A 21,943-nucleotide genomic window follows, 5' to 3' on the forward strand; every position below is an offset into this window, starting at 1 on the left:
AGTCACGCTATCTCGATGCGGTCGAGTTTCCACCCGCCTTCGAGGACCACCACTCGAATCGTCTGCGGGCCGCGGGACAGGTCCACCCGCCCCGTCACCTGACCCCACCGGTCCCACCCGCCGGTCGGGTCGAAGGTGACGCGTGCCCGCGGCTCCCCGTCGACGGCGATACCCACGGTGCCGCCGCCGAACCCGTCGGCCGCGGCGACCCGGAACGTCAGGTCGTGTGGGCCCGCCTCGCGGGCGTCGACGGCGTAGGTCAACCACTCGTCGGTGACCAACAGGTCCCGGTCCTCTCCCGCCGCCAGCGGTCGGTCGTCGTATCGCCAGCGGCCGTCGTGGTGGTAGATGCGGTAGCCGCCGACCGGGACGGTGCCCGGCAGTTCGTGTCGGCGCATCTCCGGTTGCTCGTGAGCGCCGTCCCGTCGGCCGTGCCACTCGTGGCCGTGTTCGCGTCGCTCCGCGTCCACGCGGGTTACCGGTCCTCGCTCGTCGGCGTCTGAGTCCCCCATAGTGCGCGTTCTCTCTCCGACAGTCGGCATTGTATTGTGGCAACTAACCACACAGTAGACGGCGACTACGCCACCCTCGTCGAAGGTTTAGGCGAACCGAAGGAAAGTTGCCCGTCCAGCCCGTGTGTCACGATAATGGGACAGACCGATATCGAAGCCCTCGACGTCGAGGGTATCCGCGCGGACTTCCCCATCCTCCAGCGGGAGTTCGATGGCGAGCAGGTCGTCTATCTCGACAACGCGGCGACGACGCAGACGCCGGAACCGGTCGTCGAGTGCATCGCCGACTACTACCGGACGACCAACGCGAACGTCCACCGCGGCCTCCACCAGTTGAGTCAGGAGGCCTCAATCGCCTACGAGGACGCCCACGACCGCGTCGCGGAGTTCGTCGGCGCCTCCGGGGAGCGCGAAGAAATCGTCTTCACGAAGAACACCACCGAGAGCGAGAACCTCGTCGCCTACGCGTGGGGCCTGAACGAACTCGGCCCCGAGGACGAGGTGGTGCTGACGGAGATGGAACACCACGCCTCGCTCGTGACGTGGCAGCAGATTGCGAAGAAGACCGGCGCGACCTGCCGCTTCATCCGCGTACAGGAGGACGGCACGCTGGACATGGACCACGCCCGCGAACTCATCGGCGACGACACGGCGATGGTCAGCGTCGTCCACGTCTCGAACACCCTCGGGACGGTCAACCCCGTCTCCGAACTCGCGGACATCGCCCACGACCACGACGCCTACATCTTCGTCGACGGCGCTCAGTCGGTGCCGAACCGACCGGTCGACGTCGAGGCTATCGACGCGGACTTCCTCGCGTTCTCCGGGCACAAGATGGCCGGGCCGACCGGCATCGGCGTCCTCTACGGGAAGAAACACATTCTGGAGGAGATGGAACCGTACCTCTACGGCGGCGAGATGATAAAGAAGGTCACCTTCGAGGACTCGAAGTGGAACGACCTCCCCTGGAAGTACGAGGCCGGCACGCCGCCCATCTGTCAGGGCATCGCGCTGGCCGAGGCCTGTGACTATCTGGACGACATCGGGATGGAGAACGTCAAGCGCCACGAGGACGCCCTCGCCCAGTACGCGATGGAGCGCCTGAACGAGGAGGGCGACGTGGAGACGTACGGCCCGCCCGTCGGCGAGGAACGCGGCGGTCTGGTCGCGTTCAACGTCGACTCGGTCCACGCACACGACCTCTCCTCTATCCTGAACGACTCCGCCGTCGCCATCCGCGCCGGCGACCACTGTACCCAGCCACTGCACGACAAACTCGGCGTCGCCGCCTCCGCGCGGGCCTCCTTCTACGTCTACAACACCCGCGAGGAAGTCGACAAGCTAATCGACGCCATCGACGACGCACGGCAGTTGTTCGCGTAAGGCCCGGACGGCGTCACGTAGTGCCGACGAACCCGGGTGGCAAACCCGGCACAGATTTCGACGGAACTCTAGACGACTGCGCCGAGTCCGAACCGTGGCGGCCGTCCCCGCGTCCCATTTCAGTCTGTGAGAATACGTTCAGAATATTTATCATGTAGGATAAAGTACAGACTGTCGAGAGATGTCGAACAGGGTGGACATCCCGGCGACGGTGTTCTGTCACGCGCTCGGCGACGCGCCCGTCGAGACGCGTCTCTCGCTGGGCACCGACACTCTCGGCGTCGAGAGCGAGGGGTTCGCCGACGAACTCGACCTCGGCAACCTGTTCGACGTCAGAATCGGCCCGCCGCCGCAAGCGGCCGCGTCGGTATTCAGCGGGACCGTCTTGACCGTCGGATTCGAGCGTGAAGGCGGGCGCGAGGTGCTGTTCGTCAGCGCGGACGAAGACACCCTGACGACGTTCGGCGGCCTGCTGTATCGCCGCCTGCTGGACGGGAAAGAGGTGGCCGTTCGCCATCCCGCCGAAATCGGCGGGCGCGTGACCGACGCGACGTACGACATCGGGACGCTCCACGTCGCGCCGGGCCGCGTCGGCGTCACCGAGGTCAGAGCGCCGTTCGACCTCGACGTGGGGAACATCGTGGACTTCTGGCGCTCCACCGAGGAGTTGCTGGGCGACCGACAGCAGGTCATCCACATCCAGTACGTCCGCGACGGCGTGGCGGTGTCGTTGGACCTCGCGCTCAATCCGCCGCGGGTACAGCACCTGCTCGGCCGGCACCTCCAGCGGCGGTACGTCGAGACCAGACGGGAGGTTCGTCGCCTCGACGTGCCGCCCGTCGGCGTCCGGGCGCTCGTGCGCCTCTACTCGCTTCGCGGCCGCATGCGGCCGCAGTCGCTGGCCGACGGCGAGCCGGTGTCCGCCGCGTCGCTGGTCCGGGCACTCCGCCGGCGGAGGTTGATAGAGCCCGCCGACGGGGAGGTGGCGCTCACCTCGCGAGGCTGGATTCTCGTCACCGAGTACGTGAGCCAGAGCGGGGCCGCCCCCGACCCGGCCGACGGCGCCGAGCAACGAGCGGCCGGACAGACGGACTGACCTCCCGACTGTGGGGACGGCGGACGGCGAGTCGGGCCTCGGGCGAGACACCGGCCAACGGTACCGCCGCCCGACCATTCAAACCGCGCAGGCACGAATCCCGGCGCATGGCACTCGACGACATCGACCTCGACTACGTGCGACTGGGCGAGACGGGCCTCTCGGTCAGCGAACTCGCCTTCGGGACGTGGCGGTTCGGCCGGGAGACCGAGGACGGCACCCTCGAAATCGGGGAGGAGCGCGCCCACGAACTGCTCGACGCCTACGAGGCGGCCGGTGGCCGGTTCATCGACACCGCCGACGTGTACGGCGGCGGCGACAGCGAGGACTGGATAGGCGACTGGCTCACAGACCGGGACCGCGAGGAGTACGTCCTCGCCTCGAAGATTTACTGGCCGACCCGCGAGGGCGACCCGAACGGTCGCGGCCTCGGCCGGAAGCACATCCGGCGCAACATCGACCTGATGCTCGACCGCCTCGGAACCGAGTACCTCGACGTGCTGTACATCCACCGCTGGGACGAGGAGACGCCGGCCCGCGAACTGATGCGGACGCTCACCGGCCTCGTCGACGACGGCAAGGTGAACTACCTCGGCGCGTCGACGTTCGAACCGAACGCGTGGCGGGTCGCACAGGCCAACGAACTCGCCGAGCGCGAGGGACTGGAGCCGTTCACCGTCTCACAGCCACGCTACAACCTCGTGAACCGCGAGGTCGAGGGGGACTATCTGGACATGTGTGACCACTACGGCCTCGGGGTCTGTCCGTGGAGTCCGCTGGGGCAGGGCGTGCTGACCGGGAAGTACGACCGAGACGACCGCGACACCGACGCCACGGCCGGCCGGAGCGAGGAGTGGAAGGAGTCCTACCTCACGGACGAGAACTTCCACGTCGTCGACGAGGTGCAGGCCGTCGCCGACGAGGAGGGTGCCACCCCGGCGCAGGTGTCGCTCGCATGGCTCATGCACCACGACAGCGTGGCGGTGCCGCTCATCGGCGCCCGCACGGTGGACCAACTCGAAGAGAACCTCGCGGCGGCCGCCGTGGACCTCTCCGACGCTCAGTTCGAGCGACTGGCCGAGTCGAAGACCGGCCCCTACGACGACATCTGAATCGGCCGCAGTCGCCGCCGGACGAAGCCTCGGAAGCCTTTTCCGGGCCAGAACCGTAACGGAATCCAACAATGGGTATCGGCGGCTCAGACATGTACCGGCAGCAGATTCTCGACCACTACAAGAACCCTCGGAACACCGGCGAAATCGAGGACCCCACCTTCACGCACGTCGGCGAGAACCCGATGTGTGGCGACGAGATACGGATGGACGTCGTCCTCAGCGAGGACGAGGAGACCGTCGAGCACGTCGCCTTCCGCGGCGACGGGTGTGCCATCTCGCAGGCGTCGGCGTCGATGCTCACCGAGAAACTGCAGGGGATGTCCGTCGAGGAACTGGAGGAACTGGACCGCGATTACGTCGTGGACATGCTCGGGGTCGACATCTCCCCGATGCGAATCAAGTGTGCCGTCCTCGCCGAGAAGGTGGCACAGGACGGCGCCGAGATTTATTTCGGCGAGAAAGACCTCGACAAGACGACGACTGAAGACGACGACTGATTACAACAGCGACGGCCGCGGCAGGAACCGCGCCCGACAGGACCGGCAGGCGACGATGCCTAGCGGTCGAGACACCGGTGTTCTTCCTCGCAGAGTTCGCATTCGAGCCAGTCGCCACGCTGTCCGTCGGGCCCGAACGGCGTCGTCCGTCGTTCGCTACTCCGTCTGATCGAGGCGAGCATCCCGTAGTCGAAACTAGCGCGTGCCGGCGGATAAGGGACCGGGCTAATCTGTACGAGGGCGCGTTCTGGACGGTCGGACGGCGAACGTCGGGACCGCAGTCGAGAGGAGTTGTCGGCCCTGACTCGGTAGAGATGGCCGATAGCTTCGGTTCGTCCCGACGCGGTGGGTGGAGTTCCCGGACGGCGACAGCGAGTCAGACCGGTCGGAGGTGGTCGTCGCGGGGTTCCCAGAGCGCGCCGGCCATCCGGAGTTCGTGGAGCGCGTCGAGCGTCTCGCCGACGGTCCACCCCTGTTTGCTCGTCGCCGCGGCGATGATACCGAGCGGGATTCCCCGCTCGAAGTACGCGTCTAAGGCTCCGAGAACGGCTTCGAGGCTCCCCGACTCCGGGGCCTTCGTCACCGCCTCGTGGTCCGCGAACACCCACTCGACGTCGGCGCCGGTGAGACGGTGCCGTCGGCGGTAGAACTCGACGACCTCGTTGGCCGTCGACGCCTCGACGCGTTCGCCGGCCGTCGTACACCGCGCGATGAACGGGACGGAGTCCTGTCGACTCATGTCTCCTCAGGCCTCGTAGGCTTCCTGCGCCAGTCGGTGTAGCTTGTGGACGGTGTGCTCGTTCGGACCGAGTTGGGCCTGTGCCAGCGCGCCGGACTGGAGGCCCTCGTACTGCCGTTCGACGAGTTCGAAGTCCTCCTCCTGCAGTTGGCGACTCGTCCGGACGAACTCGCGTTCGTCCTCGGTCATCTCGGCGGACTGGAAGTAGTAGTCGGCGATGAGTTGGAACCGCCCCTCGTCGATGGGGTCGATGACGTACGTGCCGTAGCCGTCGGCGGTGCCGTACATGTTCACCGTGAAGTTCGGCCAGAAGTAGTAGAACTTCGCCTCGTGTTCCTCGTGGATTCGCATCTCGTCCTCGACGTCCTCGGCGTGGGTGTAGTGCAGAATCCAGTGGTAGTCGTTCACTTCTAGTTCGGAGTCGTTCAGTTCGACGCCGGTTATCCAGTCCTGGTGGTTGGCGTGACAGTGGTCGCACTCGGAGTAGTTGCCGGCGAACGTCTTCCAGTTGCACTCGACTTCGGAGACGTAGCGGGCAGCGTGTTCGTACTCGCCGAGCGGCAGAGCCTCCAGTTCGTCCTTCAGCGTCCCGGCCTGTTCGGCCAGCGGCATGGGGTCCTCGGCGAAGTTGAGGAAGACGAGCGGCCCGATTCGGTCAGTCTGCACCTCGCGGAGACCGTTGGCCTCCGAGTCGAGACCACAGACGTCCTCGTCCTCGAGGTCGGGGTTGAGCCCCGCCTCCTCGAAGCTCTTGGGCGTACTCGTGAGGTCGCCGTCGAGGTCGTAGGTCCACATGTGGTACGGACACCGGATGCGTCCCATGTTCCCGGGGTCGGTCATCGGCGTGTCCTCGACCATCTTCGAACCGCGATGCGCACAGACGTTGAAGAACGCGCGCACCTCGTCCTCGGCGTCGCGGACGACGATGACCTGCCGGTCGCCGACCGTCCGGGTGAAGTACGCTCCCCGCTCCTGTATCGCGTTGGCGTGGCCGGCGTAGACCCAGTACTCCCCGAATATCTTGTCCTTCTCCATCTCGTGGACGGCCGGGTCGGTGAAGTACCGCGCCGGGAGCGCGTTCGTCTCCTCGGTGATGTCTGGGCTGACGGCCTCTACCTCGTCGTGTGTCGTGTTCCAGCGCGTCATACACCCAGACGTACGTCGGACGCTCGCATGGGGCTTCATCACAGGTGACACGTCTTTTAAGTGGGACGGGCCGTCCCCGGCGGGCGCGGCCTACTCGTCGATGAGGACGTCCTCGACGAGTCGGCGCGTCCCCCGCCGGAGTCGCCCGCCGACGGCGGTCGGACAGACGCCGAGACGCTCGGCCAGTTCGGCTTGGGTCGTCTCCCGGGGCTCCGCGAAGTAGCCCTGTCGGTACGCCTCGGTGAGCGCCACACGTTGTGGCTCGCTGACTGCCGTCGCGGCGTCGGCCCCTAGCTCGTGTTGCTCGAATATCCGGCGGAGGTCGAACGCTATCCCCTCCGCTCGGCAGTACTCCCAGAGTTCGGCGATGGCCCGCCGGTCGGGGAGTTGCAGGCGAAGCCGCCACCCCGCACCGACCGTCCGGGCCTCCAGCACCAGTCCGCCGAGTTCCGTGACCTTCGGAGAGAGCAGTTCCGTGTCCGAGAGGTGTCTGAACCGGTACAGCCGAGCGGTGTCGGACTCGGTGACGACCGTCGGTTCCCCGACGGTGTCGTCCCGTTCGACCATCGATTCGAAGTGCTCGAACTCGCCCGCTTCGCTCCGGACGAGGAAGAAGAACATCTCCGTCTCCGGGTCGGTCATCGAGTTCGTCACGACGCGTACGTCGACCGACGGCACCCGCCGAACGGTCGGTGCCAGCGTCAGTTTGTCGTGTTCGACCCTGATGACAGCAATCAGACACATAGCACGGTTAGCTCAGACAGTCCGTCCATTTCGAGAGGGAGACGGTGGCGCTCGGTCGGCGGCCCGTCGCCGGGTCCAATTCACTGTTTCGGGCGAGCGGTGCCCGTGTTCACGTCGCGCCGCTCTCCCGGTCGATTGTTCGGTTTCGTCGCAGTACGTGTGAGTTCCGCACACATAGACACGGAGACGGCAGGTGTGTGAATCACTCTTCAGACGTACTATTTCAGGTTTTTATATCGAAATCGGTGACGAAGACCGAACGGAGTGGCCGGCGGCCCCGCGACGCGACGCCGACGTGGCGCGGTCGTCGGCCAGTGAGTCCCGCCGCTGTCACTCCGGACATCTCGTCCGCACCCGCGTCGCTCGCTGCGGGCGCGGGCCTCGAAAAACGCGAGCGAAAGCCGCGCTCGGTCGCGGTGCTACGCCAGGAAGACGTGGCGCGGCCGGTCGGCCAGCACGTCGCGGCCCCAACTCACCGTATCCGAGAAGGCCTCAGAGCGGAAGAACGCCATCGCGTCCTCCTTGCTGTCCCACCGGCTGGCGATGAACATGTCGTTCTCGTCGTCGCGGTTGGCCAGCAGCGCCGTCTCGCGGTGGCCGTCCATGTCTGCCAGCAGGTCGCCGACGGTGTCGAACTTCTCGACGAAGTCCTCGCGGTACTCGGGTTTGACGGTGTAGAACATCCCCATCGTCCCGAACCCGTCCCCCTCACCCTGTCGGCGGACGACTTGCGGGAGGTCCGAGAGGTACTCGCTGGCCGTCTCCGCGGCGTCCTCGGTGTCCCACAGAGAGGCGACGGCCGTGGTGTCGGGGTCGGCTCGCGGCTCGTCGCCGCTCGCGTCCGAGGCGCGTGGCGCCTCGCTGTCCGCGTACACCGTCGTCCGGACGTGGGTGTCGTAGCGCTCGAAGGCGCTCCGGAGGTCCGCCACCTCCTCGGCCAGTTCGTCGGGGTCGGCCTCGGAGTAGACGACCAGCGCGTAGACGTCCTCGCCGTGCGGTCGGCCGGCGTAGACGCCCTCGGCTTCGAGTTGCTCGCGGATGGACTGGGAGGACGCCGCGGCCCGTTCGTGGTCACCGTCGTCGTCCGCGTCGCCGCCGTCGCCCAACTGGCCGCCGAGTCGCTCCTCGACGCCGTCGAGGTCACCGAGGAACCCGGCGGCCGTCTCGGCGGCCTCCTTGGCCGTCCAGACGCTGACGACGTAGGTCTGGCCGCTCTGGGCGCGCACCGTCGTCGTGACGTGCCGGTCGTAGTGGTCGAAGCTCTCGGCGAGGTCCTCCACGTCGTCGACGATGTCCTCGGCGTCCGCCGAGGAGTGGAACACGAGCGCGTAATCGCCAGCGTCGTAGGCCTCCCCCTCGTGGAGGCCGAGGCGACCGACTCGCTGGGCGGCGTCGTCTACCTCCTCGAAGTCGCCGGAGACGTCGGGCCGGCCGCCGCCGTGACCCGAGTCCTCGTCCTCGTCGCTCGCCGGATGGTCGGCGTCGGCGCTCTCGCCGCCGTGCGGGTGGTCCCCCTCGCCCGCGCTCCCCGGGTGGGGGCCGCTCCGGTCTTCGGCGTCGCCGGCGTGCGCGTGGGTTCCGCCTGTTTCGGCGTGGGCGTCGACGGCGTGACCGTCGGCCTCAGCGTGGGCCGCCGACTCGCCCGCGACCGACGCGCCGTCCGTCGGGACTCGCTGGCCGGCGAGGACGGCCGGCAAGTCGGTGGGGTCGAAGCGCCGGCCGACGTAGAACGGCCCGAACTCCGCGAACTTCGATGTGGAGGGGTCGAAACGCATCTCGGTCAACAGTTCCTTGATGTTGGTCATGTCCTCGCTCCACAGCGTGATGCCCCACTCGTAGTCGTCGAAGGCGATGGACCCGCATATCATCTGGTTCACGTCGCCACCGTACCCCCGGCCGATGTCCCCGTGACGCTTGATGTGGGCCGCTCGCTCCTCGAATGACGTGTCGTACCAGTTCTGCTCGGGGGCCCGGCGCTTGCTCATCGGGTAGAAGCAGACGAACTCCTCGTCGGGCACCTCGGGGTGTAGCCGCGCCTGGATGTACTGGGCCAGCCCCGAGTCGTCGTCGACGTCGCCCTCGAAGTACTCGCGGGCCTTCTCGGTGTAGCCCGACGCTTCGGTCACCGAGACGTAGGAGTACGCCCGCTCCGTGAACTGCGCGAACTCCGTCTGCTCGAAGTGACGCTCCGCCGCGTCGAGGTCGCCCATCGTCGGTCGGAGGTGCAGAATCATCAGGTCGGCCTTGTGGCCCAGCACGGTGTAGACGGCCGTCTGGCCCTCCGCCGCGTCCTCGACCGCCTCGTAGGCCGAGAGGAAGTCGATGCCCTCCGAGAGCGCCCGGTCGCGCACCCGCTGGGGGGCGTCCCGCCACGCGTCCCAGTCGATTTCCCGGCAGTCGTGCAACACGTACCAGCCCTCCTCCGTCTGCGGGGGCTTCCGTTGGTCCATGTCGCCGGCTTACAGTTCGACGGTAACGAACCTTCCCATGTCGGTCAGCAGTACGCGGGTGTGTCCCCTCGTTATGGAGGGCGAAAGTTCGACTACGGCCGACCGGAAAGCCCCGCCGGGTGGAACAGTCGGTCGGGCTTTCCGGCGCTACGAAGTAGCGGTCGAAGAGGGCACACGACACCGAGTGTGGCGACTACTCCTCGACGCCGAAGATGCGGTGGAGTTGGGACTCGATTTCAGCGACGAACTCCTCCAGTACGACCTCGAACTTCTCGTCGTCGACGACGATAGCGGTGAGTCGGTCCCGCGGGTTCTCCGGCAGTTCGACGTAGAACCCCTCGTCCTCGTCGTAGAACGGTTCGGACTCGTTGAGAATCTGCTGGTCGATGGCGTGGACGAGTTCCGAGTCGTAGCGGTCGTTCAGCACCTCGAAGGCCTGCTTGTACGCCTTCTGCAGTTCCGGGAAGTAGTTGGCGTACTTGTCCTCGAACTGCTCGGGGTCGAACTGCGTCATTGGCGGGGACGAGGACGGCCGAGGATAAAGGTGGCCCGGACTCGGCGTCAGGGACGGGTCGTGCGGGCGTCCTTCCGCGGGAGGTAGACCACCAGATACGCGACGAAGGACATCCCGAACAGGCCACCCAAGACGAGGTAGACGCGGATGTCCAGCGTGGTGAGGACGGCGAGTATCTCCGCGATAGTCGCTCGCGGGTCGGCGAAGCCGAACGTCTCCGTGTACGCGAGCAGGCCGGCGAGGGCGACCAACGCGAGGTCGAACAGCTCACGCGAGTCCATTCGTCTCCCCATCGAACAGCGGCGCGTATAGCTCTTGTTGCCGTCGAGCGCCGTGAGACTGAGCCGCACGGGAGCCTCACTCCAGTTGCTCGGCGACCACGTCGTCGGCCGCCTCGACGAAGGCGTCCTCCTCGCCGGCCGGGATGGTCGCGCCGGCGGCGATGTCGTGGCCGCCGCCGTCGCCGCCGACCGCCTGGGCCGCCTCGCGCATCACGGCGGAGAGGTCGACGCCGCGGCCGACGAGGGGACCGGTCGCCCGCGAGGACACCTTCGTCTCGCCGTCGGCGTCCGCGAAGGCGACGATGGGTTTGTCGGGGTCCACCCCGTCGGTGCCCAGCGCCATCCCCGCGACGATGCCGACGATGGTCTCGCGGATGGCGTCGCCCGCCTCGAAGTACTGGACGTACGCGGAGCGAGTGACGCCGCGCTCTTTGACCAAGTCGAGGCCCTCCGAGAGGTTCCGACGGTGGTTCGAAAGCAGTGTTCGGGCCTGTTCGAGCGGCCCCTCCCGGTCGCCGAGACAGACCGCCAGCCCCACGTCGGCCCGTTCGTACCGGGCGGTGGCGTTGAGGAGCGTGGAGAACTCGCTGGCGTCCCGCAGTTCCGTCCCCGTCGGTTCGGCGGTGAGCGTGTACGTCGTGCCGACCAGCGACTCTATCTTGTCGGCGGGCACCCCGCGCGTGACCGCCCGCTGGACCAACGCGCTGGCGACGGTCTGGCGCTCGTCGTCGGAGAGGTCGGCCCACGTCCGCCACTCGCCGTGGCGTTTCAGGTCCAGTCCGAGGTCTTCGAGGAACCGGGTCGCGCCGGCTTGGTCGTTCGAGATGCCCGGAATCGGGACCTCGGTGGCGTACTCCAGCAGTTTCGGGAGCGGTCGGGTCTGCTTGCCGTACAGCGAGAGGTCGGTCCCTTCCTCCAGGACGTCGGCCGCGACGCCCTCCTCGACGAGTCCCTCGTTCGCGCCGACGAGTTCGCCGCCGACGGCCTGCATGTCGCCGACGGCGCCCACCACCGCGAGCGCCGCGAGGTCACGGTTGTCGCCGTCCTCGGGTTCGAGGTGGCGAGCGAGGACGTACGCCGCGCCCGCCCCGGACAGTTCGGAGGCCCCGTCGATACCCACGAGCAGGGGGTTGCAGTGGCACTCGAAGTCGGCGTAGCCGTCCGTCGCGACCACGGCGTCGCCGTCGCAGTCCTCGGGGTCCGAGGGTTGGTGGTGGTCGGCCACGACGGCCTCGAAGTCCCCCGCGGCGACGTGTTCCGAGATGACGTCCAGTTGGCCCGACCCGAAGTCGGTGAACAGCACGGTGTCGTACTCGCGGGCGGCGATGCTGGCTATCTCGTCGGCGTCGAGTTGCTTCTTGAACACCGTCTCGACGGGGATGCCGGCCCGCGACAGCGCCGTCGTGGCGATGGCGGCGCTGGTCAGACCGTCCGCGTCGATGTGGGAGGCCAGCAACACGCGGTCGGCGGCACGTAGCCGGTCCGCACAGGCGTTCGCGCGGTCGGCTAACGCGGGGACAGGGCCGGATGTACTCATCGTCCCGGGGTAGGCACGCCCCGGGATAAAAAGCTTCAGTCCCGGTCAGCCGACCCGCCGCTGGCGGTAGAAGGTCACGACCCTGTCGTCGTACTCGACGGTCGTCTCGATGGTTATCCACCCGTCGGCCCGTTCGACGGCCAACCCCTGTCTGAGCGACAGTTCGACCCGCTGGGTGGTCGTGTACGTCCCCCCGGCGTCGAGGTCACCGACCCACTCGTAGCCCTCCCAGACGACGCTCCCGTCGGTGCCCCGTCCGGCGTAGATGGTGGCGGTGACGCCGACGTCTGCGGACGCCGTCGGCTGGTCGTTCCGCAGCGTCGAAGTCACGTCGCGGCAGGTCCGACCACACTCCGTAATTCGGTCTATGCGGAGCGTGAACGGCGGCGGTCCCTCAGTGGGGGTCTCCGGCCGGGGGTCGTCGGGGACCGGTGCGGTGGTCCCGTCGTCGACCCCGAACGGTCCGAGTCCTACGACGAACGCCGCACCCCCGCCGACGAGGAGAACCGCGAGTGCCGCGGCCGCAACGCGGAGTCGGCCGTCGGCCACGGTCAGACCGCCGCGGCCGGGGCGTTCGTCCGCTCGTTACGGGGCAATCGGGCTACCGAGACTGGACAAAGTGACATGCGTCTGGTACGCTCTACCTGACGATAAAGCCGCTAGTCGGTCTCTGTGGCCGCCGGGCGACCGTCACTGGCGGGTTCCGTGTGCTCGCTGGCGGTCGCGCGACCACGAGTGCGCCGAGGCCGGCGGTGGTGTTATCTCGCTGTCACTCGTAGGCACCAGCATGTCCGCCAGCGCACGTCCCGTCGCGGCATCGCCGACCGAGTACGCCGACGAGGTGGCCCGATGAGTCTCCTCGGTCGAATCGGGTTCGCCGTCCGGGCGAGACTGAACGCCCTCCTGAACCGGACGTCGGACCCGTCGGCGGAACTCGACTACTCCTACGAGGAGTTGCGCGACGAACTCCAGCGGGTGACCCGCGGCATCGCCGACGTGACGACCCAGAAGAAGCGACTGGAGATACACCGCCGACGGCTCCGAGAGAACGTCGAGAAGTACGACGGGCAGGCCCGCGAGGCGATGCGACAGGAGCGCGATGACCTCGCTCGGCGTGCCCTGGAGAAGAAACAGACCCACGTGAGTCAGATAACCGACCTCACCGAACAGATAGACAGCCTGCAGGAGACACAGGACCGCCTCGTGGGCAAGCGCGCGGAACTGTCCAGCCAGATAGAGCAGTTCCGCACGCGCAAGGAGACGATGAAGGCCCGCTACGAGGCCGCCGAGGCGTCGGCCCGCGTCTCCGAGGCGTTCACCGGCGTCGGCGACACGATGGCCGACGTGAACCGGGCCATCGAGCGCGCGACCGAGCGGACCGAGCGGATGGAGGCCCGTGCGGCCGCCCTCGAGGAACTGGAGGAGAGCGGGCAACTGGAGTCCGTGCTCGAAGAGGGCGACGACATCGACCGCGAACTGGACCGCCTCTCGAACGAACGCGCCGTCGAGTACGAACTGGAGACGCTCCGCGAGGAGATGGAAGCCGACGAACGGGCCGCCGAGACGGCGGACTGAGACGCCCAGCCCGCACTACGGCGTCGTCCGACGGTGGACGAGGGCGACGAACCCGACGCCGACGGCGGTGGCGAGGGCGAGCAAGAGCCATCCGGCACGGTACGACGCCGCGTCGGCCAGCCACCCGAACGCGGGCGGCGCGAGTAACGCCCCGGCGTTGAGCGCGGTCTGTCCGCCGGCGGTGGCCGCGCCCACCTCGTCGGCCGGCACCAGTGCCGTCATGCAGGCGTAGTAGAGACCGGTGAACCCCAGTACCGTCGCGCCGAGACCGACGACGAGCGCCAGCGCCACCGGACGCGGGAGGTCCGGCAGGGCGAGCGCCCCCAACAGGAGGACGCCCAGCGTCGCCTGTCCGAGCAGGACCGTCGCGTTCGCGCGGGCCTCCGACGCTGCCCGCCGGTCGGCCAGCCAGCCGGCGACGACCCGACCGAGGCTCCCCGACAACTGCATCGCCGCGAAGCCCAGCCCCGCGACGGCGACGGAGACGCCCACCGAGTCGGTCAGGTACAGCGTCGCGTAGCCGACGGTGGTGAACAGCGCGGCACCGAGGAAGAACCCGCCGCCGGCGAGGGCCACGTAGGGCCGGTTCTGCCAGAGGCCGCCGACGTCGGGGAGACGCCACTCGCCGCCGGGCGCACCCCGGTAGCCGACGGCGAACGCGACGGCCACCGCGAGGGCGACGCCGCCGGCGACGAGGAAACCGAGGTTCCACGCGCCGACCGTCGGCGCGGCGCTGACGACGAGCACGGCGGCGACGCCGCTCCCGCCGGTGACGCCGACCTGTTTGATACCCATCGCCCGCCCGCGGAGCGACCCGGGGACGCTCGTGACGATGGCCCGGTTGGTCGCCGGCATCGCGGTGGCGTAGGCGGCCCCGAGGAAGGCGGCCGCGACCAGCAGCGAGGGGAACCCGCCAGCCAGCCCTACGCCCGCGACGCCGACGGCGAGGGTGGCGAGGCCGCCGACCATCACCGCCTTCTCGCCGACGCCGTCGACGGCCGCGCCCACCGGGAACAGCGCCACGGTGTACCCGAGCGTCCCGGCGGTGACGACGACGCCGACGAGGAACCGCGAGAGGTCGAGGTTCGCCCGAAGGAGCGCCGTCCCGGCGAACAGCGCGTAGAAGCAGGTGCTGGCGACGACCTGCCACCCGGTCACCAGACCGAGCGGTCGGAGTACCGCGCCGAGACCGCCCTCCTCGCCGCCCATCAGTCGCGGTAGGTCGGGGCCGCCGTCTCCACGACGTCACAGGCCAGCGTCTCGAAGTCGGCCCGGTCGGGCACGACGTCCACGGAGATGCCGGCGTTCTCCGCTGTTTCCTTCGTGGGTTGCCCGATGGCGCCGACGGTCGCCTCCCGTAGCCCCTCGATAGCCGCGTCGCGAATCCCGCGGTCGGCGGCCGCCGCGAGGAAGTGCCGGACCGTCAGCGACGAGGTGAACAGCGCGGCGTCCAGTTCGCCGGCGGCGGCGAGTTCGGCGGACTCGCCGGATTCGGGCGGTCGGACGAGGCGGTACAGCACCGTCTCGTGGACGTACGCGCCGGCGGCCTCGAGGCCGTCGGTCAGGACCGCAGAGCCGTGGTCCGAGCGGGCAACCTCGACCCGCGACCCGGCCACCTCGGCTTCGAGGGTCTCGACGAGACCCGTCGAGGAGTACTCCTCGGGCACGACATCGACGGTGTAGCCGGCCTCCCGGAGCGCCGCGGCGGTGGCCTCGCCGATGGCACACACCCTCGCCGCCCCCGGTTCCCAACCCGCGTCGGCCGCGAGTTCGACGCCCGTCTTGCTCGTCAGGACGACGTAGTCGGCGTCTCCGCGGGGCGCGCTGTCGGTGGGTTCGACGGCGAGCATCGGGTCGGCGACGGGGTCGGCCCCCAGCGACTCCAGCAGTTCGACGGCCGCGGTCAGTCGCTCGTCGTCGGGTCGGAACGCCGCCACCCGAAGTCGGGGTTCCTCGCGCATCAGGCCCCCTCCAGGAAGTCGACGACGCGTTCACGCTCCCCCGCGACGTCGCCGACGACGGTGATTGCGGGCGGTTCGATGCCCGCCTCGTCGCGCACGTCGACGATGGTTTCCAACGTCCCCGTCGCGACTCGCTGGTCGGGCCACGTCGCTCGTTCGACGAGTGCGACAGGCGTGTCGGGGTCCATCCCCGCGTCCAGCAGTTCGGCGGTGTAGGCCGGCAGTTTCCCGACGCCCATCAAGACGACGATGGTGCCGCCGGTGTCCGCCAGCGCCGCCCAGTCGACGGCCGACTCCTCCTTCGTGGGGTCCTCGTGGCCCGTGACGAAGGAGACGGAGGAAACGTGGTCGCGGTGCGTGACCGGGATGCCCGCGGCCTCCGGCCCGGCGATGGCGCTCGTGATGCCCGGCACGACTTCGAACGGTATCTCGTTCTCGGCGAGGTGGCCCATCTCCTCGCCGCCGCGGCCGAACACCGTCGGGTCGCCGCCCTTCAGGCGGACGACGGTCTTGCCCTCCCGGGCGAGTTCGACCATCCGGGCGTTCGTGTACTCCTGTGGCGTCCACTCGCCGCCGGCGCGCTTGCCCACGTCCTCGCGTTTCTCCTCGGGAATCTGACCGAGAATCTCCGGGCCGGGGAGTTTGTCGTGGAGGACGACGTCGGCGCTCTCCAGCAGTCGCTTGGCCTTCACCGTCAGGAGGTCCGGGTCGCCCGGTCCCGACCCGACGAGGTAGACTTTCCCGACTGCCCCGTCGTCGCTCATTCGTCCTCGTCCTCCCGGGCGGTCGCGGCGTCGTCGTCGGCCGCTCCGGCGTCGCGCTTGGCCTCCGCGATGAGGTCGGCGGCCCCCTGTTCGGCCAGTTCGGCGGCGAGGTCCACCGCGGCGTCGACGTGCCGTTCTACGGGGAGGTCGCGTGCGACCCGGACCTCCTCGTCGCCGTCCCGGGCGAGGACGCGGACGTTCGTGTGGACGACGCCGCCCTCCAGCGTGGCGTACACGCCGATGGGGGCGACACAGCCACCGCCGAGTTCGGCGAGGATAGTCCGCTCGACGGTCGTCTCGACGCGGGTCCGCGGGTGGTCGATGCGGTCACGGATGTCCTCGGCGAGGTCGCCGTCGAGGGCCGTAATCGCCAGCGCCCCCTGTCCGGGTGCCGGGACGAACGTCCCGACGGGGAGGTCCGCGGTGCCGACGTGGTGAGTCAGCCCCGCGCGGTCGAGGCCCGCCTTCGCGAGGACGATGGCGTCGTACTCCACGTCGGGTTCGCGGCCCAGCGCGCGGCGTTCGAGTTCCGCGAGACCGTCGAACCACGCCTCGACGTCCTCGTCGTAGGGGAACTCGTAGTCGTCGTCTTCGTCGCCGGCGTGCTCTTTGCGCTCCTGTTCGGCCTCGTGGCGCTTCTGATGTTCGCGCTGGAGCGCCGGGGCGAGCAGTTTCTCGACGCGCGTGTCGACGTTGCCACGGAGCGGTTCGACGGTGAGGTCCGGGCGCTCGGCCAGCAACTGGGCGCGGCGGCGGAGGCTGGACGTGCCGACAGTCGCACCCTCCGGCAGGTCGTCGAGGGCACTCCCGTCGGGCGTCACCAGCACGTCCCCCGGCGCGGCCCGTTCCGGGACGGCGGCGACTACGAGGTCGTCGGGTCGCTCGGTCGGCATGTCCTTCATCGAGTGGACCGCGGCGTCCAGTTCGCCCTCGATGACCTTCTCGTCGAGGCTGCGGACGAACGCGCCCGTCTTCCCGAGTCGGTGGATGAGTTCGTCGCGTATCTGGTCGCCCGTGGTCTCGACCTCCGTGAGTTCGACCGTGAGCCGTCGGCCGGCCAGCAGGTCCCGGACCGTCGCCGCCTGCCGCAGAGCGAGGTCCGACCCTCGTGTCGCCAGCCGCAGCGTGTCCGCGCGCGTAGTCATACCCAATCTTCGACGGGCCGGTGTGAAAAGCACATCACTTCCGACGGGGCGCTCACCACGGTTCGTTCTTCAATCCGAGGAGGTACGCGATGCCGTTGGTGACCACGTGCAACAGCGGCGTGACCACGAGAATCACCACGAGGACGGGACCGGTGAAGGTCCGCCCGAACCACGACGGCGCGAGGGCGAACGCGCAGAGGAGCGCCCCGACGACGAAGTCCAGTTGGTCGAGGCCGGGGAACGCCGCGCCCCGTTCGCGGCCGCTCCGTCGCTTCAGGAACGACGCCCCGATGTCGCCGAGCATCGCGCCGAAGGCCAGTCCCACCCCCGCGAGTATCGGGAACCGCGGGAGGTCGTAGCCGACGGCACCGCTCACCGCGGGCGCGACGGCCGAGAGCGCGAGTGCGAGCGCCGTCCCCGCCAGCGTGCCGGCCACGGTCCCGCGCCACGTCTTCCCGTCGCCGAGGACGCGGCGGCCACCCATGGTCCGCCCGCCGTCTATCGGCCGTCCCCCGCCAGCCAACACCGCCGCGTTGTTCGGCACGTAGGCGGGCAACATCGCCCACACGGCCGTCGCGACGACCCCGAGTGTGTCCATACTCGCGCGTGTCGTCCCGGTGTCTTAATCGGTGTGGCTCGCGTCGAGTCCGTCGGCGTACCCCGTATCCGGACGACAACCTTCTTGCCGCCCGGACGGCAAATATTACCTATGTTGCCGCCACTCGCGCGTCGGTTCGTCGCCGGGGAATCCGCCGCCACGGTCCTCGAACACGCCCGCCGGATGAACGAGTCGGGCGTCGGCGTCATCTGCAACCGACTGGGCGAACACTACCACGAGCGAGCCCCCGCCGACGGCGACGCCGAGGCCTACGAGCGCCTGGCCGCCGACATCGGCGGCTCGGACCTCCGGGCGTGTATCTCGGTGAAACCCTCCCAACTGGGACTGCTGGTCGACGAGAGCGTGTTCCGCGAGAACCTCGCTCGCGTCGTCGCCGCCGCCGCCGACGCCGGCGTGTTCGTCTGGATAGACATGGAGGACCACACCACCACCGACGCCACGCTGGACGCCTTCGAACACCACGCCACCGAACGGGGCGGCGGCGTCGGCGTGTGCGTGCAGGCGAACCTCCGCCGCACCGCCGACGACCTGAAGCGGTTGGCCGACTGTCCCGGGAAGGTCCGGTTGGTGAAGGGCGCTTACGACCCGCCCAGCGACGTGGCCTTCCGGGAGAAATCCCGGGTGAACGAGGCCTACCGGACGGACCTCGAGTTCATGTTCCGCGAGTTCGACGGCGGCATCGCCGTCGGCAGCCACGACCCGGCGATGCTGACGCTGGCGGCGAACCTCCACAGCAAGCACGGTTCCCCCTACGAGGTGCAGATGCTGATGGGGGTCCGCGAGGACGCGCAACGGGAACTGGCCGGTGCCTGCGACGTCTGGCAGTACGCCCCCTACGGCGGCAAGTGGCCGGCGTACTTCTGGCGGCGCGTCCTCGAACGCAAGGAGAACGCGCTGTTCGCCCTTCGCGCCCTCGCCAGCGGATAATTGTGTGGTCTCGGGTCGCGAAAGGGAAGGGCTGATAATCCGTCGCCGTCTGGAACGGATATGGCCTCGTCCTCGTCGTGGAAGCGTGACTTCGCGAGTGGCCTCATCATCCTCCTGCCGATTATCGTCACGCTCTACGTCATCGTCTACCTCTACGGCATCCTCGCGTCCGCCGCGTTCTTCATCCCGGCCATCGATTCGGAACTCCTGATGGCGCTGGGACTGCCGGCCGACTACGCCACGGCGAGGACCGTCGAGTTCGCCCGCGTCTTCGTCGCCCTCGTGCTGTTCATCCTCATCGTCTTCTCCGTCGGGTATCTGATGCGGACGGCCTTCGGCGACTTCGTCGAACGGGCGCTCGACGACGCGATGAATCAGGTGCCGGGTCTCCGGGTGGTGTACAACGCCTCGAAGATGGCCGTCGAGACGGCGGTGTCGGGCACGGAGGAACTCCAGACCCCCGTGAAAATCGAAGCGTGGGACGGGATGCGGATGACGGCGTTCAAGACCGGCCAGACGACCGACGACGGCCGGGACGTGCTCTTCCTGCCGACGGCACCGAACATCACCAGCGGCTACGTCGTCGAGGTGGACCCGGACGACTACGAGGTCAGTGACGAACGGGTCGAGGAGGCGCTGACCCGCATCCTGAGCGCCGGGTTCGGCGACACTCACGAGGGCGAGAGTCCGCTGCCGATGACGAGCGACGACGAGTAATCAGACGTAGCGGAACCACTCCTCTCGCTCGCCCGACTCGACGAGGTCGAAGAAGGCCGTCTGAATCTCGTCGGTGACCGGCCCCTTCGTGCCCGCGCCGATTTCGTTGTCGTCGACGCTCCGGATGGGCGTCACCTCGGCGGCGGTGCCCGTGAAGAACAGTTCGTCGGCGGTGTACAGTTCGCCCCGCGAGATAGTGGCGTCGTCGTGGACAGTGTAACCACGTTCCTCGGCGAGTTCGATGGCGGTCTGACGGGTGATGCCGTCTAAGATGGACTCGGCGAGGCCGGTTGTGTAAATCTCGCCGTCGCGGACGAGGAAGATGTTCTCGCCGGGGCCCTCGGCGACGTTGCCCTCCTTGTTGAGGACGATGGCCTCCTCGTAGCCGTTGCCCTTCGCTTCGAGGGAGGCGAGGACGCTGTTGACGTAGGTGCCGGTGGTCTTCGCGTTGGTCGGTATCTGGCTGGAGGCGTACTTGCGCCACGAGGAGACGGCGACGTCGACGCCTTCTTCGAGGGCTTCGTCGCCCAGATACGCGCCCCACGGCCAGACGGCGAGGCCGACCTGCACCGGGGACTTGCCGGGGTTCAGACCGAGCGGTCCGTAGCCGTAGAACGCGATGGGGCGGATGTAACAGGACTGGAGGCCTTCCCGGCGGATGAGTTCCTCCGTCGCCTCGGTGAGTTCCTGCTTCTCGAAGGGAATCTCGATGTCGTACACCTCCGCAGAGTTGTAGAAGCGGTCTAAGTGTTCCTCCCAGCGGAAGATGGCCGGGCCTTCCTCGGTCTCGTAGCACCGGACGCCCTCGAAGACCCCCGTCCCGTAGTGGAGGGCGTGGGTCAACAGGTGGACGTTCGCGTCCTCGAAGTCGACGAACTCGCCGTCCATCCACACCTCGTCGACGGCCTCGAACATCTCGGGACGGTCGCTCACGCCGTCCACCCCCGCGTCTCGCGATGACTCGCCTCGGTACCGGCCGGTGTCTCGTCGTGTGTCATACCTACCCCATTGAAGGCCTCGGTTAAGAGTGTTGACGGTCTGTGTCGCCAGTTGTCACGCCGTCGGAACGCGGTCACGGCGGTCCGCCGCCGACCGAGCAGTGACGTGACCCCACCGTCAGTCGCCCGGCCCTACCCGGACTCCGTCGTCGACTCGTTCTCTGCGGTCGGCGTCTCCGTCTCGTCGTCGAATATCCCGACCGGCGTCTCCGTCGCTTCCTCATCGGGCGTCTCGGTGGGCGGAACCGTCTCGGTGTCCGTCTCCGCCGGTTCGGGCGTCGCCGTGCCGTCCTCGGGCGCGTCCGTTCCCGTCTCCGTGGCCGTTCCGGTCTCGCCGACCAACGAGGCGCAGTCGCCGGTGGTAATCGTCAACGGGTCCGTGAGGTTCAGCGTGGTTCGGGTCAGCACGCTCGACCCGTCGACCGTCTCGTTCGAGACGACTTCCCACCCGGTGACGGTGCCGTTGTAGTACTGGCCGGACAGCGCCGCTCGCTCGTTGAACGCCGGACGCACCGTGATGGTCTCGCTCGCGCCGAGGCCGCTGTACACGCCCCCGTCGGTGGCCGCGTCGCCCCACGTCCAGTCGATGCGGGACCGGTCCGGTTCGACGAACCACGCGTCGTAGTTGTCCTCGGCGTCGTAGTCGTCGTCACGGACCGTCCACGACCCGTTCTCCGGGAGACCGGTGACGTTGAACGACGCGGACCCGCCGGTGGAGTTGTCGTTCCCCTCGTTCCCGTGGACGAACACCAGACTCAGCGTGTCGTCGCCCCGGTCCGCCGTCCCGTTCGTGTCCCGGTAGAGGAAGAGGACGCTCGTGTTCGCCCGCTGGAAGTCCTGCATCCCCTCGGCCCCGTACGTCTCGCCCGTCGTGTTGATGTACGGGTTGTTCGGGTACGGGAGGCGGTAGTCGTAGAACGCCCGTGCGGACTCGTTGCCCGCGAAGACCGTCATCGGCGTACACTGCCCGCCCTGAACGGCGACGTAGTCCCCCTCGGCCGTCTGGTTCCCGGCCCCGTCGACCTGAGTCCCCGTCTGTGCGGCGACGACGCCCGTCAGCGGCGCCAGTACGACGGCGAGGACGACGGCCAGCGTTGCGACCCGTCCGCCCGGAATGGCATCCGTATCCATACCCACACACCCCACGGCAGACCGCATTTGTTATTCCCGCCGTAGCGACCCGTAAGGTCGGAACAGGCGCGACGGCGGAACTGAAAGCCGGA

The 21,943-nt window shown here is 68.4% G+C and carries 23 protein-coding genes; 7 read left to right on the forward strand and 16 right to left on the reverse strand.

What is annotated here, in order from left to right; all coding sequences use genetic code 11:
- Nucleotides 1-2: 2 nt before the first annotated feature.
- Nucleotides 3-512: a carbohydrate-binding protein gene (locus tag Hhyl6_RS11420; RefSeq protein ID WP_483739315.1), complete on the reverse strand. Its 510-nt coding sequence runs from the start codon at nt 510-512 to the stop codon at nt 3-5.
- Nucleotides 513-647: 135 nt separating this feature from the next.
- Here Hhyl6_RS11420 and Hhyl6_RS11425 point away from each other — a divergent pair, with 135 nt between their 5' ends.
- The 4 genes from Hhyl6_RS11425 to sufU all read left to right on the forward strand — a co-directional run bounded on the left by Hhyl6_RS11425 (nt 648) and on the right by sufU (nt 4,603).
- Nucleotides 648-1,895, forward strand: coding sequence for an aminotransferase class V-fold PLP-dependent enzyme (locus Hhyl6_RS11425; protein WP_483739316.1), 1,248 nt, complete (start codon nt 648-650; stop codon nt 1,893-1,895).
- A gap of 181 nt (nt 1,896-2,076) precedes the next feature.
- On the forward strand, nt 2,077-2,991 hold the full coding sequence (locus Hhyl6_RS11430; RefSeq protein ID WP_483739317.1) for a CheF family chemotaxis protein: 915 nt from the start codon (nt 2,077-2,079) through the stop codon (nt 2,989-2,991).
- A gap of 107 nt (nt 2,992-3,098) precedes the next feature.
- The gene (locus Hhyl6_RS11435; RefSeq protein ID WP_483739318.1) at nt 3,099-4,103 is read left to right on the forward strand and encodes an aldo/keto reductase; all 1,005 of its coding nucleotides are present in this window, start codon (nt 3,099-3,101) and stop codon (nt 4,101-4,103) included.
- Between the two features lie 71 nt (nt 4,104-4,174).
- The gene (gene sufU / locus Hhyl6_RS11440; RefSeq protein ID WP_483739319.1) at nt 4,175-4,603 is read left to right on the forward strand and encodes a Fe-S cluster assembly sulfur transfer protein SufU; all 429 of its coding nucleotides are present in this window, start codon (nt 4,175-4,177) and stop codon (nt 4,601-4,603) included.
- A 376-nt stretch (nt 4,604-4,979) separates the two neighbouring features.
- Here the strand turns inward: sufU and Hhyl6_RS11445 are convergent, their stop codons facing one another.
- From Hhyl6_RS11445 to Hhyl6_RS11480, 8 genes are all read right to left on the reverse strand, one after another.
- Nucleotides 4,980-5,342: a hypothetical protein gene (locus Hhyl6_RS11445; RefSeq protein ID WP_483739320.1), complete on the reverse strand. Its 363-nt coding sequence runs from the start codon at nt 5,340-5,342 to the stop codon at nt 4,980-4,982.
- 6 nt (nt 5,343-5,348) lie between these two features.
- The gene (locus Hhyl6_RS11450) at nt 5,349-6,488 is read right to left on the reverse strand and encodes an aromatic ring-hydroxylating oxygenase subunit alpha (RefSeq protein WP_483739321.1); all 1,140 of its coding nucleotides are present in this window, start codon (nt 6,486-6,488) and stop codon (nt 5,349-5,351) included.
- A 90-nt stretch (nt 6,489-6,578) separates the two neighbouring features.
- Nucleotides 6,579-7,232 (reverse strand): helix-turn-helix domain-containing protein, encoded by a 654-nt coding sequence (locus tag Hhyl6_RS11455; RefSeq protein ID WP_483739322.1) that lies wholly within the window; start codon nt 7,230-7,232, stop codon nt 6,579-6,581.
- Between the two features lie 419 nt (nt 7,233-7,651).
- A complete protein-coding gene (locus tag Hhyl6_RS11460) occupies nt 7,652-9,682 on the reverse strand; it encodes a heme-binding protein (RefSeq protein ID WP_483739323.1) in 2,031 nt (676 codons plus the stop codon).
- 193 nt (nt 9,683-9,875) lie between these two features.
- The gene (locus Hhyl6_RS11465; RefSeq protein WP_483739324.1) at nt 9,876-10,196 is read right to left on the reverse strand and encodes a DUF5783 family protein; all 321 of its coding nucleotides are present in this window, start codon (nt 10,194-10,196) and stop codon (nt 9,876-9,878) included.
- A 47-nt stretch (nt 10,197-10,243) separates the two neighbouring features.
- A complete protein-coding gene (locus Hhyl6_RS11470; RefSeq protein ID WP_483739325.1) occupies nt 10,244-10,477 on the reverse strand; it encodes a hypothetical protein in 234 nt (77 codons plus the stop codon).
- 76 nt (nt 10,478-10,553) lie between these two features.
- Nucleotides 10,554-12,014, reverse strand: a complete 1,461-nt coding sequence (recJ, locus tag Hhyl6_RS11475; RefSeq protein ID WP_483739326.1) for a RecJ family nuclease — start codon at nt 12,012-12,014, stop codon at nt 10,554-10,556.
- A gap of 45 nt (nt 12,015-12,059) precedes the next feature.
- Nucleotides 12,060-12,563 carry a hypothetical protein gene (locus Hhyl6_RS11480; RefSeq protein ID WP_483739327.1) on the reverse strand — a complete coding sequence of 168 codons (504 nt, stop codon included), beginning with the start codon at nt 12,561-12,563 and terminating at the stop codon, nt 12,060-12,062.
- Between the two features lie 300 nt (nt 12,564-12,863).
- On the opposite strand from Hhyl6_RS11480, the gene Hhyl6_RS11485 reads away from it, so the two are divergent.
- Nucleotides 12,864-13,589 carry a PspA/IM30 family protein gene (locus tag Hhyl6_RS11485; protein ID WP_483739328.1) on the forward strand — a complete coding sequence of 242 codons (726 nt, stop codon included), beginning with the start codon at nt 12,864-12,866 and terminating at the stop codon, nt 13,587-13,589.
- Between the two features lie 15 nt (nt 13,590-13,604).
- Here Hhyl6_RS11485 and Hhyl6_RS11490 read toward each other — a convergent pair whose 3' ends face one another.
- The 5 genes from Hhyl6_RS11490 to Hhyl6_RS11510 are packed head-to-tail and all read right to left on the reverse strand — an operon-like array spanning nt 13,605 to nt 18,057.
- Nucleotides 13,605-14,798: an MFS transporter gene (locus Hhyl6_RS11490; RefSeq protein WP_483739329.1), complete on the reverse strand. Its 1,194-nt coding sequence runs from the start codon at nt 14,796-14,798 to the stop codon at nt 13,605-13,607.
- Nucleotides 14,798-15,550 carry a uroporphyrinogen-III synthase gene (locus Hhyl6_RS11495; protein ID WP_483739330.1) on the reverse strand — a complete coding sequence of 251 codons (753 nt, stop codon included), beginning with the start codon at nt 15,548-15,550 and terminating at the stop codon, nt 14,798-14,800. Before Hhyl6_RS11495 ends, Hhyl6_RS11490 begins: the two co-directional genes overlap by 1 nt.
- A complete protein-coding gene (gene cobA / locus Hhyl6_RS11500; RefSeq protein ID WP_483739331.1) occupies nt 15,550-16,314 on the reverse strand; it encodes a uroporphyrinogen-III C-methyltransferase in 765 nt (254 codons plus the stop codon). The genes Hhyl6_RS11495 and cobA overlap by 1 nt, the downstream gene beginning before the upstream one ends.
- Nucleotides 16,311-17,459 carry a hydroxymethylbilane synthase gene (hemC, locus tag Hhyl6_RS11505; RefSeq protein WP_483739332.1) on the reverse strand — a complete coding sequence of 383 codons (1,149 nt, stop codon included), beginning with the start codon at nt 17,457-17,459 and terminating at the stop codon, nt 16,311-16,313. The genes cobA and hemC overlap by 4 nt, the downstream gene beginning before the upstream one ends.
- 52 nt (nt 17,460-17,511) lie before the next feature.
- On the reverse strand, nt 17,512-18,057 hold the full coding sequence (locus Hhyl6_RS11510) for a CDP-2,3-bis-(O-geranylgeranyl)-sn-glycerol synthase (protein ID WP_483739333.1): 546 nt from the start codon (nt 18,055-18,057) through the stop codon (nt 17,512-17,514).
- Between the two features lie 111 nt (nt 18,058-18,168).
- Here Hhyl6_RS11510 and Hhyl6_RS11515 point away from each other — a divergent pair, with 111 nt between their 5' ends.
- Together Hhyl6_RS11515 and Hhyl6_RS11520 are read left to right on the forward strand one after the other, a co-directional pair.
- Nucleotides 18,169-19,005 (forward strand): proline dehydrogenase family protein, encoded by an 837-nt coding sequence (locus Hhyl6_RS11515; RefSeq protein WP_483739334.1) that lies wholly within the window; start codon nt 18,169-18,171, stop codon nt 19,003-19,005.
- A gap of 60 nt (nt 19,006-19,065) precedes the next feature.
- Nucleotides 19,066-19,722, forward strand: a complete 657-nt coding sequence (locus Hhyl6_RS11520; RefSeq protein ID WP_483739335.1) for a DUF502 domain-containing protein — start codon at nt 19,066-19,068, stop codon at nt 19,720-19,722.
- Here Hhyl6_RS11520 and Hhyl6_RS11525 read toward each other — a convergent pair whose 3' ends face one another.
- Together Hhyl6_RS11525 and Hhyl6_RS11530 are read right to left on the reverse strand one after the other, a co-directional pair.
- Entirely contained in the window at nt 19,723-20,655 is a 933-nt protein-coding gene (locus tag Hhyl6_RS11525; protein WP_483739336.1) for a branched-chain amino acid transaminase, read from the reverse strand.
- Nucleotides 20,656-20,852: 197 nt separating this feature from the next.
- Nucleotides 20,853-21,851 (reverse strand): hypothetical protein, encoded by a 999-nt coding sequence (locus Hhyl6_RS11530; protein ID WP_483739337.1) that lies wholly within the window; start codon nt 21,849-21,851, stop codon nt 20,853-20,855.
- Between the last annotated feature and the right edge of the window lie 92 nt (nt 21,852-21,943).

Source organism: Haloarcula sp. H-hyl6 (assembly GCF_056934455.1).

Excerpts from the sequence above, each read along its gene's own strand:
- Hhyl6_RS11420 (WP_483739315.1), bottom strand. The coding sequence starts at position 512 with ATGGGGGACTCAGACGCCGACGAGCGAGGACCGGTAACCCGCGTGGAC.
- Hhyl6_RS11425 (WP_483739316.1), top strand. The coding sequence starts at position 648 with ATGGGACAGACCGATATCGAAGCCCTCGACGTCGAGGGTATCCGCGCG.
- Hhyl6_RS11430 (WP_483739317.1), top strand. The coding sequence starts at position 2,077 with ATGTCGAACAGGGTGGACATCCCGGCGACGGTGTTCTGTCACGCGCTC.
- Hhyl6_RS11435 (WP_483739318.1), top strand. The coding sequence starts at position 3,099 with ATGGCACTCGACGACATCGACCTCGACTACGTGCGACTGGGCGAGACG.
- sufU (WP_483739319.1), top strand. The coding sequence starts at position 4,175 with ATGGGTATCGGCGGCTCAGACATGTACCGGCAGCAGATTCTCGACCAC.
- Hhyl6_RS11445 (WP_483739320.1), bottom strand. The coding sequence starts at position 5,342 with ATGAGTCGACAGGACTCCGTCCCGTTCATCGCGCGGTGTACGACGGCC.
- Hhyl6_RS11450 (WP_483739321.1), bottom strand. The coding sequence starts at position 6,488 with ATGACGCGCTGGAACACGACACACGACGAGGTAGAGGCCGTCAGCCCA.
- Hhyl6_RS11455 (WP_483739322.1), bottom strand. The coding sequence starts at position 7,232 with ATGTGTCTGATTGCTGTCATCAGGGTCGAACACGACAAACTGACGCTG.
- Hhyl6_RS11460 (WP_483739323.1), bottom strand. The coding sequence starts at position 9,682 with ATGGACCAACGGAAGCCCCCGCAGACGGAGGAGGGCTGGTACGTGTTG.
- Hhyl6_RS11465 (WP_483739324.1), bottom strand. The coding sequence starts at position 10,196 with ATGACGCAGTTCGACCCCGAGCAGTTCGAGGACAAGTACGCCAACTAC.
- Hhyl6_RS11470 (WP_483739325.1), bottom strand. The coding sequence starts at position 10,477 with ATGGACTCGCGTGAGCTGTTCGACCTCGCGTTGGTCGCCCTCGCCGGC.
- recJ (WP_483739326.1), bottom strand. The coding sequence starts at position 12,014 with ATGAGTACATCCGGCCCTGTCCCCGCGTTAGCCGACCGCGCGAACGCC.
- Hhyl6_RS11485 (WP_483739328.1), top strand. The coding sequence starts at position 12,864 with ATGAGTCTCCTCGGTCGAATCGGGTTCGCCGTCCGGGCGAGACTGAAC.
- Hhyl6_RS11490 (WP_483739329.1), bottom strand. The coding sequence starts at position 14,798 with ATGGGCGGCGAGGAGGGCGGTCTCGGCGCGGTACTCCGACCGCTCGGT.
- Hhyl6_RS11495 (WP_483739330.1), bottom strand. The coding sequence starts at position 15,550 with ATGCGCGAGGAACCCCGACTTCGGGTGGCGGCGTTCCGACCCGACGAC.
- cobA (WP_483739331.1), bottom strand. The coding sequence starts at position 16,314 with ATGAGCGACGACGGGGCAGTCGGGAAAGTCTACCTCGTCGGGTCGGGA.
- hemC (WP_483739332.1), bottom strand. The coding sequence starts at position 17,459 with ATGACTACGCGCGCGGACACGCTGCGGCTGGCGACACGAGGGTCGGAC.
- Hhyl6_RS11510 (WP_483739333.1), bottom strand. The coding sequence starts at position 18,057 with ATGGACACACTCGGGGTCGTCGCGACGGCCGTGTGGGCGATGTTGCCC.
- Hhyl6_RS11515 (WP_483739334.1), top strand. The coding sequence starts at position 18,169 with ATGTTGCCGCCACTCGCGCGTCGGTTCGTCGCCGGGGAATCCGCCGCC.
- Hhyl6_RS11520 (WP_483739335.1), top strand. The coding sequence starts at position 19,066 with ATGGCCTCGTCCTCGTCGTGGAAGCGTGACTTCGCGAGTGGCCTCATC.
- Hhyl6_RS11530 (WP_483739337.1), bottom strand. The coding sequence starts at position 21,851 with ATGGATACGGATGCCATTCCGGGCGGACGGGTCGCAACGCTGGCCGTC.